The sequence below is a fragment of the Pseudarthrobacter defluvii genome (assembly GCF_030323865.1).
Classification (GTDB): domain Bacteria; phylum Actinomycetota; class Actinomycetes; order Actinomycetales; family Micrococcaceae; genus Arthrobacter; species Arthrobacter sedimenti.
The window spans coordinates 4,189,377-4,207,789 of the sequence record NZ_CP066362.1 but is presented as its reverse complement, the minus strand read 5'-3'; the positions used below and the strand labels follow the sequence as shown (position 1 = coordinate 4,207,789).

At 66.0% G+C, this 18,413-nt stretch carries 13 protein-coding genes and 1 pseudogene; 12 read left to right on the top strand and 2 right to left on the bottom strand.

Translation table 11 applies throughout. The features are described 5' to 3' along the window. Window positions 1-151: 151 nt before the first annotated feature. Window positions 152-2,284: a murein biosynthesis integral membrane protein MurJ gene (gene murJ, locus JCQ34_RS19520; protein ID WP_286400602.1), complete on the bottom strand. Its 2,133-nt coding sequence runs from the start codon at window positions 2,282-2,284 to the stop codon at window positions 152-154. Window positions 2,285-2,344: 60 nt separating this feature from the next. After that, window positions 2,345-2,845, bottom strand: coding sequence for an NUDIX hydrolase (locus tag JCQ34_RS19515; RefSeq protein ID WP_159629410.1), 501 nt, complete (start codon window positions 2,843-2,845; stop codon window positions 2,345-2,347). Between the two features lie 208 nt (window positions 2,846-3,053). Between JCQ34_RS19515 and JCQ34_RS19510 the strand changes: the two genes are divergently transcribed. The 12 genes and pseudogenes from JCQ34_RS19510 (at window position 3,054) to JCQ34_RS19455 (ending at window position 18,344) form a co-directional block, all read left to right on the top strand. After that, the gene (locus JCQ34_RS19510; protein ID WP_286400600.1) at window positions 3,054-4,562 is read left to right on the top strand and encodes a CCA tRNA nucleotidyltransferase; all 1,509 of its coding nucleotides are present in this window, start codon (window positions 3,054-3,056) and stop codon (window positions 4,560-4,562) included. Next, entirely contained in the window at window positions 4,559-5,143 is a 585-nt protein-coding gene (locus JCQ34_RS19505) for a histidine phosphatase family protein (RefSeq protein WP_142132017.1), read from the top strand. The genes JCQ34_RS19510 and JCQ34_RS19505 overlap by 4 nt, the downstream gene beginning before the upstream one ends. A 641-nt stretch (window positions 5,144-5,784) precedes the next feature. After that, on the top strand, window positions 5,785-5,916 hold the full coding sequence (locus tag JCQ34_RS19500; protein WP_286400596.1) for a hypothetical protein: 132 nt from the start codon (window positions 5,785-5,787) through the stop codon (window positions 5,914-5,916). A gap of 64 nt (window positions 5,917-5,980) precedes the next feature. After that, window positions 5,981-7,444, top strand: a complete 1,464-nt coding sequence (locus JCQ34_RS19495) for a glycosyltransferase family 87 protein (RefSeq protein WP_286400594.1) — start codon at window positions 5,981-5,983, stop codon at window positions 7,442-7,444. Window positions 7,445-7,456: 12 nt separating this feature from the next. Next, entirely contained in the window at window positions 7,457-8,923 is a 1,467-nt protein-coding gene (locus JCQ34_RS19490; RefSeq protein WP_286400592.1) for a phytoene desaturase family protein, read from the top strand. A gap of 78 nt (window positions 8,924-9,001) precedes the next feature. Further along, entirely contained in the window at window positions 9,002-10,990 is a 1,989-nt protein-coding gene (locus tag JCQ34_RS19485; RefSeq protein WP_286400591.1) for a penicillin-binding transpeptidase domain-containing protein, read from the top strand. Window positions 10,991-11,015: 25 nt separating this feature from the next. Continuing rightward, window positions 11,016-12,698, top strand: coding sequence for an ABC-F family ATP-binding cassette domain-containing protein (locus JCQ34_RS19480; protein ID WP_286400589.1), 1,683 nt, complete (start codon window positions 11,016-11,018; stop codon window positions 12,696-12,698). Between the two features lie 61 nt (window positions 12,699-12,759). Next, a complete protein-coding gene (locus JCQ34_RS19475) occupies window positions 12,760-13,533 on the top strand; it encodes a DeoR/GlpR family DNA-binding transcription regulator (RefSeq protein WP_286400587.1) in 774 nt (257 codons plus the stop codon). After that, window positions 13,530-14,831: an MFS transporter gene (locus tag JCQ34_RS19470; RefSeq protein ID WP_286400585.1), complete on the top strand. Its 1,302-nt coding sequence runs from the start codon at window positions 13,530-13,532 to the stop codon at window positions 14,829-14,831. The genes JCQ34_RS19475 and JCQ34_RS19470 overlap by 4 nt, the downstream gene beginning before the upstream one ends. Before the next feature lie 22 nt (window positions 14,832-14,853). Then, the gene (locus JCQ34_RS19465) at window positions 14,854-16,350 is read left to right on the top strand and encodes a bifunctional phosphatase PAP2/diacylglycerol kinase family protein (protein ID WP_286400584.1); all 1,497 of its coding nucleotides are present in this window, start codon (window positions 14,854-14,856) and stop codon (window positions 16,348-16,350) included. A gap of 182 nt (window positions 16,351-16,532) precedes the next feature. Then, window positions 16,533-17,456 (top strand): ABC transporter ATP-binding protein, encoded by a 924-nt coding sequence (locus tag JCQ34_RS19460; protein ID WP_286400582.1) that lies wholly within the window; start codon window positions 16,533-16,535, stop codon window positions 17,454-17,456. Beyond that, a pseudogene (locus JCQ34_RS19455) lies at window positions 17,456-18,344 on the top strand (ABC transporter permease). Before JCQ34_RS19460 ends, JCQ34_RS19455 begins: the two are co-directional and overlap by 1 nt. Window positions 18,345-18,413 lie beyond the last annotated feature (69 nt).

Genomic DNA, 18,413 nt, shown 5'->3' with positions numbered 1-18,413 from the left:
GACTGTCCGGGATCGCCGGCCTCGATGACGCAACCGCCGTTCAGGCGCCGCGCACGGCCAACCCTGAATGCAACTACCCCTGTACCTGTTCGATCCTAGCCGATCCGCCCCGGACGACCGCGGAGAAGACGGGCGCCGGGCCACACCCGGGTCACTTTTTACGCTTGCGCCGGCTGCTGAAGTACGGGTTCTCGCCGGCTTTGCCCTGATAGGTCCGGCGGCCGGGGAGCGGAACCTGTTCGCTGAGCAGGCCCCCACGGGCAGTGCTTGGCTGGTCCTCGCCCGGCAGGTAGCCTCCTTCGGCACCCTGCCGGGCGCCGCCGTCGTACGTTTCCTGCCGGCGTGAGCCCCGCTGCGGATCCGGGCCCGCACGGAAGGAGACGGCGTCGAATTCGCCGGAGATCCGTGGGATGAGGCCGGTGTCCACGGAGGTGGTGGCCCGTTCAGGACGGTGCCCGGAGGAACCTTCAGCAGGGGCGGACGACGGCGCGTGCCCGGCTTCCGGAGCAGGCGTTTGGCCGCCGCGGCCAAGCCGCCCCAGCAGAGGCCTGAGCATGTCGCTGAGCTCGGAGACGCGGAACAGCCGCAGCAGCAGGAAGTAGACGGCCAGCATGACGGGTCCTGCCACCGCGACCGTCACCAGTGCCTGGAGGCGGCCGCTCCACGCGAAACCGTCAGGGTTGTAGCTGCCCATCAGCCACAGGGCGCCAGCACCGGCGATGGCCGAGCCCAGGGCCGCGTACCCCATTCGGATGTAGGAGTTGGCGATCCGCGGCCCGTCGAGGCTGCCCAGCATGCGCCGCAGGAAGAACGCGCTGATGACCACGGAGAGGATGTTGCCCACCATATAAAGGACGGCGATGGCGTAGATGATCCGGCCGACGGGCAGGAATTGAATGGCGAACGCACCGGCCACGTACACCACCGCGAGGAGCAGCTGCACGTAGAAGGGCGTGCGGGCGTCTTCATTGGCGTAGAAGACGCGGGACATCATGAAGTTGGCGCTCATGAACGGGGTGCTGAGGGCCAGGATGGTGAGCGTCTGGGCCAGCATGACGCCGTCCTGGCGCAGGCCGCCCGAAAAGAACATGCCCAGCGGACCGGCCAGGGCGAACAGTGCCAGGGCGCCGAAAACGGTGGCCACGGCCATGGTTCGCAGGCCGTGCGAGAGGGCGTCGCGCAGCTCCGCGCGGTTGCCGTCCTGCGACGCCCGGGTCATCCGGTTGAACAGCACGGTGGCCAGGGACAGCGCGATAATCGAGTGCGGCAGCAGGTACAGCTGGCTGGCAACCTCAAGGACCGCGTTGCCGGGAAGGGTGGAGGCGGACGGGTCCCCCGCCTCCTGCAGCCGGATGCGTTCCGCGCCGGGGATAGTGGCGATGCGCATGACGTACAGGAAGGCGAGCTGCCCGACGGCGGCCGTCAGGAGCGTCCAGATACTCAGCCGGGCAGCGTGGCCCAGTCCCACGCCCCGCCACCCGAACCGGGGACGAAGTCCGAGCTTGAGCCGGAAGACCGGAATCAGCAGTATGGCGGTTTGGGACAGCACGCCGATGGTGGAGAACCCTGCCACCAGGAGGGTTTCCGTGGCACCCCAGTTGTCGATGGTGTGGCGGCTGAACTCGTTGGTGCCGAAGATCCAGATGAACATTCCCAGGCCGGCAATCGCCACCAGGTTGTTCAGGATTGGTGCCCACATGGCAGGGCCGAACGCGCCGTTGGCGTTCAGCACCTGGGTGAGCAGGGCATAAAGGCCGTAGAAGAAGATCTGCGGGAGGCACCAGAACGCGAACGTGACCGCCAGGGCTTTTTGCTGGGGCGAGTAGCCCTGGGTGGTCAGCTCGATCACCGCGGGAGCCGCCAGGGTGACCAGCGCCGTCAGGCCGAACAGGAGCAGGACAGCCAGCGTCAGCAGCCGGCTGATGTAATCCGCTCCCCTGTCCGGAGCCTTGCTGGCCTTGATGATCTGCGGGACCAGCACGGCATTGAACACGCCGCCGGCCACCAGCAGGAAGATCAGGTTGGGCAGGTTGTTGGCGTTGATGAACGTGTCATTGACCGTTGATCCAAGTCCCAGCGCCGTACCCAGCATCCAGGTCTTGCCGAAGCCCAGGAAGCGCGACACCAGCGTGCCGGCAGCCATGATGGCACTGGAGCGCGTCTCGCTGACGCCCGCTGCTGCGGGCTGGGAGATGTCCGGCGCCGCCGGCTCGGGGGGCACGCCATCGGGTGCCGCATCATCGGGCCGGCCGGACCGGTCGGAAGGAAAGTTGGTAGCTGACATCGACTTCATCGTCTCACCCGCGGGCACTTAACACCGCAATGACGACGGCGGCGTCCGGGCTTAGAGGTGTCCCGGCAGGACTTCGCGGGCGAGGTCGGCGATGCGGCGTTCGTTGGGGAAGGACAGCTTCCGTGCCAGCTCCTGAATGGGCACCCAGGCCACGTCCACGGCTTCCTGGTCCGGATCGTTCTCGATGGTGAGCTCGCCGCCGGTGGCGCGCAGGAGATAGTGGTGCACGGTCTTGTGCACCCGGTGCCCGCTGACGGTGAACCAATAGTCGATGCTGCCCAGGGGGGCCAGGATGATGCCCTCGATCCCGGTTTCCTCGGCAATTTCCCGGACCGCGGCCTCTTCGTTGTTTTCCTTGCCCTCCGGATGGCCCTTGGGCAGGCACCACTCGAGCCGGCCACCCCGGTTAAGGCGGGCGATGATCGCCACCCTCAGTTCGGCGTCGGACGTGTCCACCACGACGCCGCCGGCGGAGACTTCCTCCACCGTGGGCAAGGACGCCGGCGCCGATTGCTGGGCAGGGGCAACGTGCGCCCCGATTGCCGACGGCAACGGTGCGTTTGTCCTCCTGCCTGGAGCGCTCGGTACTGGATGGGCCATGGAGTCCACTCTAACGACTGTTGCCCTCCGGTGATGACCGGAACATGACACCAACATGGACGGGATATGACGTACTTTCTGCCAGGGAACGCCAACCAGCGCGGATCCGGATGCTTTTTTGGACTGCCGCGGCGCTGGTTTCTGCCAAGCTTAAGGAACTATGTCGCACGCACATCACAAGATTGATACCCACACTGTCGACTTCAAGGTGGATCCGGTGGTCCTGGAGCTCGGGCAGCGCTTCGTGGACGCCGGCCACGAATTGTCCCTTGTGGGGGGTCCCGTGCGCGACCTGTTCCTTGGCCGGACCTCCCCCGACCTGGACTTCACCACCGACGCCACGCCCGACCAGACCGTGGCACTGATCAAGAAGTGGGCCGACAACTTCTGGGAGATCGGCAAGGCCTTCGGCACCATCGGCATGCGCAAGGCCGGTTTCCAGATCGAGATCACCACCTACCGTGCGGAGGCCTACGATCCCGACTCCCGCAAGCCCGTGGTGGCGTTCGGCTCCTCCCTGACCGATGACCTGCTGCGCCGCGACTTCACCATCAACGCCATGGCGCTGAAACTGCCCTCCATGGAACTGGTGGATCCCTTCGGCGGCGTACGCGACCTGCACGCCTCCCTGCTGGCCACGCCCGGTTCTCCGGAGGCATCCTTTTCCGATGACCCCCTGCGAATGATGCGGGCCGCCCGGTTCGCTGCCCAGTTGGGCGTCTCCGTCCGGGACGACGTCCGGGAGGCCATGGCCAACATGGCGGACCGGATCAAGATCATTTCCGCCGAGCGGGTGCGCGACGAACTGGTGAAGATGGTGTGCGGCGCACGGCCGCGGACAGGCATCGACCTCCTGGTGGACACGGGGCTGGCGGAGCATGTGCTGCCTGAGGTCTCCGCCCTCCGCCTCGAATCCGACGAGCACCACCGACACAAGGACGTCTACCAGCACTCCCTCCAGGTCCTGGAGCAGGCTGCCGCGCTTGAAACCGACGCGGAGGGCCCCGTGCCCGGCCCGGACTTCGTGCTGCGCTTTGCTGCATTAATGCACGACGTCGGCAAGCCGGCTACGCGACGCTTCGAACCGGGCGGCGCGGTGAGCTTCCGGCACCACGACATGGTGGGTGCCAAGCTCACCACCAAAAGGATGAAAGCCCTCCGGTTCGACAACGACACCACCAAGGCCGTGGCACGGCTGGTGGAGCTCCACATGCGCTTCTACGGCTACGGTGACGCCGGCTGGAGCGACTCGGCCGTCCGGCGCTACGTCACCGACGCTGGTCCACTGCTGGAACGGCTGCACCGGCTGACCCGCTCCGACGTCACCACCCGCAACCAGCGCAAGGCCGACCGGCTGTCCTTCGCCTATGACGATCTTGAGTCCCGGATCGCCACGCTCCGCAAACAGGAATCCCTGGACGCCGTGCGCCCGGACCTGGACGGAGCCGCGATCATGGCCCTGCTGGGGCTCAAGCCAGGACCCGTGGTGGGACGGGCCTACAAATTCCTCCTTAATGAGCGGATGGAGCACGGACCGCTGCCCACGGAGGAAGCGGAGGCGCGCCTGCTCCGCTGGTGGGCCGAACAGCCTGAATCCGCACCTGCCGGGCCCGGGGCAGAAGCCTCTCCGGCCGTCGTCGAACCTTCACCCGTTGAGGAGCCCAAGTGACCAATTCCGCCTTTGCCCCACGCCCCCAGCTCTGGATCCTCCGCCATGGTGAGACTGAATGGTCCAAGAGCGGGCAGTACACAGGCCTGACCGACCTTCCCCTGACGGTGGAAGGCGAGCAGCAGGCCGTGGAGGCCCGCAAGGTGCTGGACGGCGTCGACTTTGACCTGGTGCTTACCTCTCCGCTGCGGCGGGCCCGGCGGACGGCCGAACTGGCCGGCTTCCCTGACGCCAGGCACGAACCGCTCGCCGTTGAATGGAACTACGGCGACTATGAGGGCATCAGCTCGGACCTGATCCGCAAGGACAACCCCGATTACCTGATCTGGACGCACGGCGTGCCCAACGGAGAAACGCTGGACGAGGTGGCCGCGCGTGCGGACAAGATCATCGGCCGGATCCTGGAATCCGGGATGGACAACGTGCTGATCGTGGCACACGGGCATTTCTCCCGGATCCTCACCGCGCGCTGGCTGGAATTGCCGCCTACCGAAGGCCGACACTTTATCCTGGGCACCGCCAAGGTCTGCACTTTGGGATGGGATAAAAAGACGCCCGCTATTGTGCGGTGGGGCCTGTAAATCCCCGTTTTCATTAGTTTCTGATCTTTTCCGGGAAATTGCTGGCATTTTGCTGATTCCTGCGGTAGCTTTATTTCTGACCCCACGGTGATCTGCCCGGGTCGCAGACCGCATCGCACCCTACGCAGCGGACAGCAGAAAAGGAGGTTGGGAAAATGATGACTTTGACTGGCGAATGGAATGCCCCCATCAATGCGTTCCCGGCCTTTGCTGATGACGCATGCGTAGCTTCGGTCAACTCCGGTTCCCTCCGCCCGGCAGCCTTCGCGGGCTTGCTGCGGCGCCGCTAACCGCACCTGCATCGGCGTCCCGGCCGGGATCCCTTTCCGAGGTTTCGGCCATATCACCTGGCCTGCCTGGAACGCTGCGCTTCTTCACTGACTTCCCGGAACAGCTTCCGGCTTAGCCCCTGCTCTTTCGTCGAATAAGCCCTGCTCAGAGAGCTTTGCATTCGGCTTTGTGCAGTTCTACGGCTTCTCCGCAGTCAGGTATACCGTAAATTGCGTTTTTCTGCGCAATTTTCATTAATTCCCTTTTGTGGAATATCTGCGCCCTTATTCCCGAGATTTATCGTGCGAAAGGTCGGCGCTAATTCGCCATGCCCTTTTGCACCCGATGAGCAATGAAAGGAGGTGGTTCCCTTGATGCGAGTGATCATGGGACTCCTGTCCCGCCCACTGCAGCGCCGCAGTTCCTTCAACAGCGCCCTGCTGGAGCAGCACCGGAATGATGTTTTCGTGCTTATGCACCAGCAGTTGGGCGGCCTGCGCTGACAGCCGGCCCCGATCCTGCCGGACACTGATCTCCTGGGACGGGGCCGGCTGTAAGCTCGATGCCATGCACGAGACCCAGCCGCCGGAGGAAGCACGACGGCCCCGAATCGTGGTGCCCAGCCGCAGTGATGACCTGCTGCGGAATTTCACGGAGGTACTCGGCGGTCCGCTGGGATCCAGGACCGACCCCGGGGTGGTCTCCCCCGGCATCTTCACCGTGGAGCGGGTGCTGGTGGTCCTTACGGCACTGGCCGCCTTGGTGGGGATCCTGCTGAAGGGATACTGCAGGGTCAACGGCTGGGAGACGCCCACGCAGTTCTACGCCACCTGCTACTCGGACTTCCCCGAGCTGTTCCGCAACCGTGGCCTGGCAGCGGGGATCTTCCCCGTCCTGGGCAGCGGCAGCCAGTTCGAATACCCCGTGCTCATAGGACTCATTGCAGGGGTCACGGCGTGGCTGGTACCCGGCGGAGACCCCAATGCCATGGCTCTGGCCTACTTTGACATCAACGCCGTGCTGCTGGCGGCGGTGGTTATGGTCACCGTGGTGGTGGTTGCCCGCATGCCCGGCCGCCGGCCCTGGGACGCGGCCATGGTGGCCCTGGCCCCGGGGATCGTGCTGGCCGGCACCATCAACTGGGATCTTTGGGCCGCCTGCCTGCTTGCCGTGGGCATGTACTTTTTCGCCCGGAAGCGGCTTGTCCCTGCAGGGGTCCTGATCGGCCTGGCCACCGCTACCAAGCTGTATCCCGTGCTGGTGCTCGCCGCCATCCTGCTGCTCGCCATCCGCTCAGGCAGATGGCGGCCGCTGCTGGTGACCGGCGGCAGTGCAGCCGTCACGTGGCTGGTGGTCAATCTGCCGTTCGCGGCGGTAAACCCATCCGGCTGGGCCTATTTCTTCCAGTACAGCGCCGATCGTGGCGCCGGCTACAGCTCAGCCTGGTTCGCCTACAACCTGGTGGCGGGCAGGCTGGGCTGGTCCGGGCTCGGCGCCGACGGCGTCAGCATCCTGTCCGCCGGGTTCTTCGTGCTGGCCTGTGCCGGGATCGCCCTTGTAGCCCTGGCTGCGCCCCGCCGTCCGCGCCTGGCCCAGTTGGCGTTCCTGATCGTCGCGGCCTTCATCCTGACCAACAAGGTCTACTCACCGCAGTACGTGGTGTGGTTGATTCCGCTCCTGGCCCTGGCCCGGCCGCGGTGGCGCGACTTCCTGGTGTGGCAGGGCATCGAAGCCCTGCATTGGGCCGCGATATGGATGTACCTTGGACAGGTGACCAGCGCAGGTGCCTCCCAACACAACCTGGACATGCCGTATTACGTCCTCGCCGTTGCCGCGCACATGGCCGCGGTGGCGTACCTCATGGCACGCGTCACCTGGGATATCTACAACCCCGTCTACGACCCCATTCGCCGGCACCACCTCGATGACCCGCACGGCGGGCCCTTCGACGACGCACCGGACCGGTTCCGGTGGCGCATCCGACACGGCTCCGCTTCGCCCCTCCCTTTCCAAGCTTCGCCCTCACGTTGAAAGCAAGGTCTCATGGTTGATGTTGCGGTAGTTGGCTCCGGCCCGAACGGGCTCTCGGCAGCAGCGGTCATGGCACGCGCCGGGCTGTCGGTGGAGGTCTTCGAGGCCGCACCAAAGATCGGCGGAGGCACGCGGACCACCGAGTTGATGCAGCCCGGGCACTTCCATGACGTCTGCTCCGCGGTGCATCCGATGGCCGTTGCTTCACCCTTCTTCCGCGCCTTCGAGCTGCCCCGGAGGGTGGACCTGATTACGCCGGACGTGTCTTTCGGGTCTCCGCTGGAGGGTGGCCGCGCGGCTTTGGCCTACAGGTCCCTGGACAAGACCGCGGAGGCACTTGGGCAGGATGGTCCGGCGTACCGGAGGCTCATGGAACCGTTGGTCCGCCATATTGATGACGTCATGGAGTTCACCCAGAACCAGCTCCTCCGAATCCCCCGGAACCCGCTGGTGGCCGGCATTTACGGGCTGCGGACCCTGGAACAGGGAACCGGGCTGTGGAACCTTCGGTTCAGAGAAGAGCTTGCCCCGGCACTGCTCAGCGGGGTGGCCGCGCACGCCATTTCGCACCTGCCCTCCCTGGCCGCGTCCGGGGCCGGCCTCATGCTTGGCGCCCTGGGGCATGCAGGTGGATGGCCCATCCCGCGCGGCGGTTCTGCCTCGATAGCGGCAGCACTCGCTGATGACATCCGCGCCCATGGAGGCGTGATCCACACCGGGACAGCGATAGACCGGCTGGAACAGCTTCCTGCCACCCGGGCCACCCTGCTGGATGTGGCGCCCCGGGGACTTCTAGACATGGCAGGGGAATCACTCCCGGGCCACTACCGGCGGGCATTGGAGCGTTTCCGCTACGGCAACGGCTCCTGCAAGGTTGACTTCATCCTGTCCGGGCCGGTGCCGTGGCAGGCCAGTGGCCTGTCCGAATCCGGTACTGTCCACGTGGGCGGCACGCGGGCTGAGCTGGCGCGATCGGAAAACGAGGTCAGCGCCGGACGCCACCCTGAACGGCCCTACGTGCTCGTGGCCCAGCCGTCCCGTTTCGACCCGAGCCGGGCCCCTGCAGGCCGGCACACCCTCTGGACCTATTGCCACGTGCCCTCCGGCTCGACAAAGGACATGACCAACCAAATCGTGTCCCAGCTGGAACGGTTCGCTCCGGGCTTCCGCGACCTGGTGGTGGAATCGCACGTCATCACCGCGGCGGAGCTGGCTGAGTACAACCGCAACTACATCGGGGGTGATTTCAGTGCCGGCATCATGGACGTCCGGGGGCTCATCCAGAAGCCCGTGGTCTCCCCCATCCCGTGGCGGACGCCGCTGCTGGGCGTCTACCTTTGCTCGTCCTCAACCCCGCCGGGGCCTGGGGTTACGGGCATGCCGGGGATGCATGCCGCAAAGCACGCCCTTAAGGATGTCTTCAAGCTGCCGGTTCCGGACCTGGGGCTCGCCCAGGCCCAAAGGCTTGCCGGAGCGTGATTGGGCCGGGCGGTTGTTACGCCATGCCCTTCATCAGCGGTGGCGCTGCAGGCCGGCGGCCCGGGGGATAATGGCGCGATGGGGAAATCAACAAAACTTTCGCTTGCCGTAGCTGCGCTCATTCTCGGAACCTCGCTGGTGGCCTGCGATGACGGAAAGTCCGGGGCGGAAGCCGCCGTTCAACAACTGGCCAGCGCGGTCTCGGCCCTGGATGTAGGGGCCGTGGCCTTTGAGGGCAAGGACGCTGCAGCGGCCAACGACCAGCTCCACCAGGTCTTCGCGGCCCTGGATCCGCAAAAGCCGCAGGTCCAGGCAGGCGGGCTCACGCTCGACGGCGACAAGGCAACCGCCCCTCTGAATTACACCTGGAAGTTCGGCGACGCCGAGTGGAAGTACACCGTTGGGGCGAGCTTCAAGAAGTCCGGCGATAAGTGGCTCACCGTTTGGGACCCTGCCCTGCTGGCACCCGGTCTGGCGGACAGCGAGATCGTGACCAAGGGCTCCCAGACGCCCAAGCGCGCGGACATCCTGGGTGCCGGTGACGTGCCGCTGGTGACCTACCGTCCCGTGGTGAACGTTGGCATCGACAAGCCCCAACTTGGCGGTGCGGACCCAGCCGATTCCGCCGGTAAGCTGGCCGCGCTTGTGGGCGTGGATCCTGCCGCCTACGTGCAGCAGGTCAAGGCCGCCGGTGAACAGGCCTTCGTTTCCGCGATCACCCTGCGGGAAGAGGGCCGGACCATCTCCGACCAGCAGATCCAGGCCATCCCGGGTGCACGTGGCATCCCGGCATCGATCCCGCTGGCCCCCAGCCGCACGTTTGCCCGTGCCGTGCTGGGCTCGGTGGGTGAAGCCTCCGCAGAGCAGATTGAAGCCTCGGAAGGCAAGCTGGCTGCAGGCGACGTCACCGGCATCGGCGGTCTCCAGCAGCAGTACGATGAACAGCTCCGCGGCGCAGACGCCGTCGTCATCCGCGCACAGCGGGCCGACCTGACCCGCGAGCAGATACAGTCGGCCGGCACCGACCCCCGCCGCGTCCTCTTCCAGGTGGAGCCCAAGCCTGGGACACCACTGAAAACCACCCTCGACCCCCGGCTGCAGGCGCTGGCGGAGAGCACGTTGGAGGGGGTCAAACCGGCATCGGCAATAGTGGCGCTGCGTCCCTCAACGGGTGCCGTCCTGGCAGCTGCCTCCGGGCCGGGCAGCAACGGCTACAACACCGCCATGCTGGGACAGTACGCGCCGGGTTCTATCTTCAAGATGGTGGATTCCCTGGCAATGTTCCGCAACGGCATGACGCCGGATTCCACCGTCCAGTGCACTCCCACGCTCAACGTTGAAGGACGGACCTTCAAGAATTCCGAAGGCTACCCCGAAACCTCGCTGGGTGCTGTCACCCTGCGGGACGCTTTTGCGCACTCCTGCAACACGGCCTTCATTTCCCAGCGAGACTCTGTGACCCAGGGCCAGCTTGAAGCCGCCGCCACGTCCATGGGCGTTGCGGTGGAGGCGCCAAGACTTGGCGCCGAAGCCTTCCTGGGCTCCGTGCCCGGCCAGGCCCAGGGCACCGAACACGCCGCCTCAATGATCGGCCAGGGCAAGGTGCTGCTGTCCCCGCTGGCCGCGGCAATCATGGCCGGGTCGGTCGCCAAGGGCGCCCCCGTTTCGGTGCAGCTGGTCCTCAACCCCGACGCCGGTGCTCCCGCTGCTGGAACGACGGCAGGGTCCACCGCGCCGGCAGCCGAACCGACGGCAACAGCCATGGCCGAGGCGCCGTCGACGGCATCGGACAAACCCATCACGGCAGCGGAGGCGGCATCGCTCGCAGACATGATGCGCGCCGTCGTCACCTCCGGCCACGCCGGGTTCCTCTCCAGCGTGCCGGGCGCACCGGTGGGAGCCAAGACCGGAACCGCCGAATTCGGCACCGAGAACCCGCCAAAGACCCATGCCTGGATCGTGGCCGTGCATGGAGACCTGGCCGTAGCCGTGTTCGTGGAGGACGGCGGCCTGGGTGCCACCACCTCCGGCCCGCTGCTGAAGCAGTTCCTCACCGCCGCCGGCTAGGGAGGGGCATGGGAGGATTGACGGTGTGGCCCATATTGACGTTTCCGGCATCGACTACTTCCTCTCCGACGGCACCCAGCTCCTGAACGGGGTGACCTTCAAGGTCCCGGACGGCACCAAGACTGCCCTGATTGGCCCCAACGGCACCGGCAAGACCACGCTGTTCCGGATCATTGCCGGGGACCTCGTTCCGGACGAGGGCGTGGTGGGCCGCTCCGGGACCATGGGCATCATGCGCCAGTTCGTTGGCCAGGTGCGGGACGGCTCCACAGTCCGGGACCTCCTGGTGTCCGCCGCTCCCCCTGCCCTTGCGGCCGCTGCCCGCGAGGTTGATGAGGCCGAGCTGGCCATGATGGAGCACGACGACGAACCCACCCAGATGCGGTACGCGCAGGCCATCGTGGATTGGGGGGACGCCGGCGGTTATGACGTCGAAACCGTCTGGGACGAGGTCTGCATGGCCGCGCTGGGCCTGCCCTTTGACCGTGCGCAGCACCGCCCGGCGTCGACCCTTTCCGGCGGTGAGCAGAAGCGGTTGGTGCTGGAGGCACTCTTTGCTGGCCCGGATGACCTCCTGCTCCTGGACGAGCCGGACAACTACCTGGACGTCCCGGGTAAGCGCTGGCTCGAGGAAAAGCTGAACGAGTCGAAGAAGACGGTGTTCTTTATCAGCCACGACCGCGAGCTGCTGAACAACGCGGCCGGCCGCATCGTCACCCTGGAACCGGGAATCAACGGCGCCGCGGCATGGATCCACGGCGGCGGCTTCGGTTCCTACGTCGAGGCCCGCGCAGACCGGAATGCCCGCTTCGAGGAGCTCCGCAAGCGCTGGGACGAGGAGCACATCAAGCTCAAGGAACTCGTCAACATGTACAAGAACAAGGCCGCCTTCCGCTCCGACATGGCCAACCGCTACCACGCCGCCCAGACCCGGCTGGCCAAGTTCCTCGAAGTTGGACCGCCGGAAGCCCTCCCTATCGAGCAGAACGTCCAGATGCGGCTCAAGGGCGGGCGGACCGCCAAGCGCGCCATCGTGGCGGAGCGGCTGGAACTGACCGGCCTGATGAAGCCGTTCTCCACGGAAGTGTGGTTTGGCGACCGCGTGGGCGTCCTGGGCTCCAACGGTTCCGGCAAGTCCCACTTCCTGCGACTGCTGGCCACCGGCGGCACGGATCCCGAACGCGAGCACCTGCCCGTCTCCGATGTGCAGATCGCGGAAGTGCCGCATGAAGGGACGGTGAAGCTCGGTGCCCGGATCCGGCCCGGCTTCTTCGCGCAGACCCATGTCCGGCCCGACCTCCTGGGCAAGACCCTGCTGGAGATCCTGCACCGCGGCGACGAGCACCGCTCCGGGCTGGGCCGCGAAGCCGCCGCCGGGGCCCTGGACGGATACGGCCTGGCGGGGCAGTCGGAGCAGAAGTACGAGTCCCTCTCCGGCGGCCAGCAGGCACGGTTCCAGATCCTGCTCCTGCAGCTCAGCGGTGCCACCCTGCTCCTGCTGGACGAGCCCACGGACAACCTGGACCTGCACTCTGCCGAGGCCTTGGAACGCGCCATCGACCACTTCGAGGGAACCGTCCTGGCGGTCACGCACGACCGCTGGTTCGCGCGGACCTTCGACCGGTTCCTGGTGTTCGGATCGGACGGAAAAGTGTATGAGTCCGCGGAGCCGGTATGGGACGAACAAAGGGTTGACCGCGTCCGCTGAGCGCAACTCCCGGCTTTGATCATGCAGTGATCAAATGATCAGATGCTGTTAGCATTTGATCATGAAGACGGACGACCGGTATCGGACCATTGCCGAAATCCTCCGGCAGCAGTCAGAAGTGAGCGTTGAACAGCTGATGCTGGCTTGCGGTGCCTCGGGCGCCACCATCCGCCGCGATCTGGAGATCCTGGCCGGCCACGGGGTCCTCCGCAGGGTCCACGGCGGTGCCAGGAGCCTCATCGGCCAGGGCCAGAACCCCGGCTACGGGCAGCGCGAGCTGGAGGACCGGGACGCCAAGACCCGCATAGCGGCTGCTGTGGCGGGCCTGCTGGCCGAGCGGGAACACGTGTGGCTGGACAGCGGAAGCACGGCAACAGAGGTGGCGCGCGCGGTGGCAGGCCGGGAACTGACCCTGATGCCCATGTCCCTGCAGGCCCTCAATGCGGCAACCGCAGGTGAGGGAGGTTCCGGCACCCGGCCTGCACTGTTGCTGCCGGGCGGGAGCGTAGTGCCCGGCGAACTATGCTTCCGCGGGCCCCTTGCCGAATCCAATATCCGGTCCCTCCGATTTGATACCGCCGTGGTGACGCCCTGCGCAGTGGACTTCAAAGACGGCCTGCTCGCCCACGACCTGGACGATGCAGCAGTCAAGAAAGCTGGGCTGGAATCTGCAGCACGGGTGGTGGTGGCGGCCTCGGCGGCAAAGTGGCAGGCCAGCGCGAGGGTGCTCGTGGCCAGCCTGGACCGCGTGGACATCATCGTCACGGACCGGCAATTTGGTGTACAGGACAAGGCAGAACTCGAAAAATACTCTGTGGAAGTAGTGAGCGTATGAGCACCAACACCGGTATGGAACAGCAGGCAGGACTGAAAGCTGCCGCCGCGGCCACGTTCGTGGTCTTCGGCATCAACGGGCTTGTCTTTGCCAGTTGGGCGGCCAGGATTCCCGCAGTGACCCAGACGCTGCAGATCACGTCCGGCCAAATGGGCACCCTGCTGCTGTGCACGGCCATCGGCTCCCTGCTCGCGCTGCCCACCGCCGGACTGGTGGTGGGCCGGATCGGTACCGCCAACACCGTGCGCTTTGCGGGCCTGCTGGCAGCGGCGGCAGGCGTGGGCATCGCGATGTCCCTTTCAGCCACCTCCATTCCCGGAACGGCGGTGTCGCTCTTCTTCTTCGGCATCGGCATCGGGCTGTGGGACGTGGCGCAGAATATTGAAGGGGCCGACGTGGAGCACAAGCTCCGGCGAACCATCATGCCGCAGTTCCATGCGGCCTTCAGCGGTGGAGCATTCGTGGGTGCCCTCGTGGGCGCCGGGCTGTCCACCCTGGGTGTGGATCTTCCGCTGCATCTCCTGGTAATCGCCGCCGTGGTGGTCGTGGTGGCCCTGGTGGTGCCACGCTATTTCCTCCCACACCTGGTAACAGCCGCCGTGGAGGGGGCACCGAAGCCTGTCAAGGGGCCGTCCGCCTGGCGCGACAGCAGAACACTGTTGATCGGGGTTGTGGTCCTGGGCGCCACGCTGACGGAGGGGGCCGGAAACGACTGGATCGCCAAGGCATCCGTGGACGGTCTCGCCACCTCCGAATCCACCGGCGCCCTCATGTTCGCTCTGTTCGTCCTGGCGATGACGGCCATGCGTTTCCTGGGCGGCCGCGTCATCGACAAATACGGACGGGTTGCCGTGCTGCGGGCCAGCATGGCGGCAGCCGCTGCGGGCCTGGGACTATTTGTGTTGGCATCAAACATCTGGCTGGCAGGAATTGGTGCGGCCCTCTGGGGTGTGGGCGCCGCCCTCGCCTTCCCAATGGGGATGTCCGCGGCATCCGACGATCCGAAACACTCAGCGGCGCGCGTTTCCGTTGTATCCACTTTGGGGTATATATCGTTCCTGGCCGGACCGCCGCTGCTTGGCTATCTCGGGGACCTGACAGGGATCCACACTGCGCTGCTCGCAATCATGGCACCCATCCTGGTGGCACTCCTGCTCGCCGGAGCGGCCAAGCCATTGCCGGTGGACAATTTGGACGCGGGCCAGGAGTCGCATGTGGAGGACCATACGCAGGATTCGATGACCCGGAACTCCACCACCACCAATTCGAGTGCGCAGGAGTCCACCAAGCAGGAGTAACCCCTGGGGTTAGGGTAATCACATGCAAAGCAGCAGGCCAAGGGGCCGGACCTGGATCAGCCGCCTGGATAGATACCTCTTAAGGCATGTCTCCAACCTGCCGGGTGGCAACCACGATGTCTTCTTCCGGCGGCTTTCGGCCTCCGCAAACCAGGGCAAGCTCTGGATTGGGACGGCTGCGGTGATGGCGCTCTTCCCGGGCAAGACCAGGAGGGCTGCGCTGCACGGCCTGATCGCCCAGGGGGTGGCCTCGGCTGTGACCAACATGGTGTTCAAGACGCTGCTCCCCCGGACCCGTCCGCTTCCTGAACATCTGCCGGTCTTCCGCTTCGTACATCCGCAGCCCACCAGTTCCTCCATGCCGTCCGGCCATTCGGCATCCGCCGTAGCGTTCGCCGTGGGAGTGGGTTTGGTCCGCCCCGCCCTGGGCGCGGCACTGGCACCCGCTGCTTTGGGTGTGGCCTACTCGAGGGTGCACACCGGCGCGCACTGGCCCTCCGACGTCCTGTTCGGTTCGGCCCTCGGTGCCGGTGCTGCCCTGGTAACCCGCCACTGGTGGCCGGTCCGCCCGCCCATTCCGCAGACCACCCGGGCATGGACCAATGCGCCCCAACTGCCTGGCGGTGAAGGCCTGAGCATCGTGGTCAATACCTTGGGTGGCTCCTTTAAGGAGGAGACTGCGGGTGCTTTGCAGGAAGTATTTCCCAAAGCGCATATAAATACCGTGCAGCCTGATGAGGACCTGCTGCAGCGAATCGCCGCCACCGCTGATTTCCCTGGTACCCGCGCCCTGGGTGTGTGGGGCGGGGACGGCACGGTGGGCGCAGCGGCCGCGGCCGCCGTCGAACGCTCTTTGCCCTTGCTGGTCCTCCCCGGCGGAACCCTGAACCATTTTGCCCGGGACGCGGGGACGGGGAGCCTGAAGGACGCGGTGCGGGCTGCGAGCAACGGTGAGGCCGCGCTGGCAGACATCGGAGTGGTCACCGCGGAGCGGGGCCTGGCCGGGAACCCGGAGATATCCGAGGTGGCGGTGCTGAACACGTCCAGCATTGGTCTCTACCCGAACTTTGTCCGGCGACGGGAGCACCTGCAGCCTGCGCTCGGAAAACCGCTCGCGGGAGTCGCTGCCATGTTCAGAACCTTTGCGGCGGGTACGCCCACCACGATCACGGTGGACGGGAAGCGGCACAAGGTGTGGATCGCCTACCTGGGCCGGGGCCGCTACTACCCCCGCGACCATGCACCCCTGATCCGGCCTGTAATGGACGACGGCGTGCTGGATGTCCGGTTGATCACCGCCGATGAGTCCTTTGCCAGGCTGCGCTTGCTCTGGTCCGTGCTCACGGGCACTGTGGCAAGCTCCCGGATCACCCATCTGCGGGAGGCAACGCAAGTCAGGATCGATGCTGACGGCACACCCATGGCTCTGGCAGTGGACGGGGAGGCCCTGGCCGGAGTACGCCACGTGGCCTACCGGGTCCGGCCAAAAGCCCTGACCTACTACTCACCGCGGTCCTGAGCAGGCGGCTGTCCTGGCCAAAGCGGACCCCGCCCAGACCAAGAGGGCGTGGGGAGGACCCTGATTCTCCCCTGAATCATCCCTGAATTGGGGCGATAAGCTGCCCGCACCTCGGTAGCGTGGGGCATGAACACCCACCGAAAACCGTCCGCAGCCGCGCGCTGCCGTCCAAAGGATGATTCATGATCGAGGCAAACGGGCTGACCAAGGTCTACGGCGCCAAAACCGCCGTGGCCGGTGTCAGTTTCACCGTTAAGGCAGGGCAAGTCACCGGCTTTTTGGGACCCAACGGGGCAGGAAAGTCCACCACCATGCGGATGATCATGGGGCTGGACCGGCCAACGTCCGGATCTGTCACGGTGAACGGCCTGCCATACGTCCGGCACAAGGCGCCGCTGCGGCAGGTGGGTGCCCTGCTTGACGCCAAAGCGGTCCATACCAGCCGCAGCGCCTACAACCACCTGCTGGCCATGGCGGCCACGCACAGCATCCCCAAAGCCCGGGTTCACGAGGTGATCGAAATGACCGGGCTGGAGGCCGTGGCCCGCAAGAAGGCCGGCGGTTTCTCGCTGGGCATGGGCCAGCGGCTGGGTATCGCGGCCGCCCTGCTGGGGGACCCGCAGACCCTCATCCTGGACGAACCGGTCAACGGCCTGGACCCTGAGGGTGTGGTGTGGGTGCGGCACCTGGTGCGGTACCTCGCCGGGCAGGGGCGCACGGTCTTCCTTTCGAGCCACCTGATGAGCGAGATGGCGCAGACGGCAGACCACCTGATCGTCATTGGCCGCGGCCGGGTGATTGCCGACGCCCCCATCAAGGACATCATCACCGGAAAGGGGCAGTCACGGGTCCGCGTCCGCAGCGACCAACCGGACCGGCTCCATCAACTGCTCACCCAACGGGGCGCCTCCATTGACATGCCGGAACGGGAACTGCTCGAAGTAACGGGCCTGGAGCCGAAAACCATCGCGGCAGCCGCGCTGGAAAACCGGGTCATGGTCTATGAACTCACGCCTCTCGTTGCCAGCCTCGAGGAGGCATACATGGAACTGACCAAGGACGACGTCGAATACCACTCCCTGCCCGCTGCGGAGGTCAGCAAGTAATGAGTTCCACAACCACTGAATCCATGTCCTCCCGCGAACCGGCGCCGTCCCCCGCCGGACCAGCCTCCCGCAACGCCGGACGGTCCCTTCCCGGCCCCACCTTTTTCCGGGTCCTCCACTCGGAGATCATCAAATTCCGCAGCCTCCTCTCCACGCTGATCCTGCTCGCCTCCACGGCGGTGGTCATGGTTGGATTTGGCGCGCTGTCCGCGTGGGGAACAGGCCAGCTCACCAACGCCGCCACCCGGGATCCGCAGGCAGCCGCGAGAATGGCATCCCAGGGCGGAGACCTCGCCATCAGCGCCCCCACGTCCGGCATCGCCTTCGCACAACTGATCCTGGGGTCCCTGGGTGTGCTCCTGATGAGTTCGGAGTTCACCACGGGCATGGCCCGGTCCACCTTCGCAGCCGTGCCGAAGCGGATCCCCGCATTCGCCGCCAAGCTGGTGGTGGTGATGGTGACGTCCTTCGTGGTCACTGCCGTGTCCACATGGGTGGCCGGCCTGGTGGCCGTGCCCATCCTGGACAACTACGGCTTGAAACTGGACCTGGGCAGTTCCCAGTCGGTGAAGCTCCTCCTGGTCAACAGCATCTATGTGGCAGCCGTCGCCGCCATCGGCATGGCCCTGGGCACACTGCTTCGGAACTCCGCAGGCGGCATCATGAGCCTGGTGGGCATCTTCTTCGTGGCGCCTCTTGCCTTCCAGCTCATCCCCGGGGACTTCTTCAAGGAAGCCCGGCCTGCCCGGCAACACGGTTGAGCCGCTCACGGCTGTCCAGCACGTTCCGGACACCCTTGAGGCGTGGCAGGCCGGGCTGGTCCTCGGCGCCTGGGTGGTGGTTCCCGTCCTGCTGGCTGCCGTCCTGCTGAAACGCCGGGACGTATAGGCCGCGGCTTTTGTTCCGGCCGCGCGCCCACGCGGGCGCGTGGTTTCCGGCACATGACAAATATGCCTG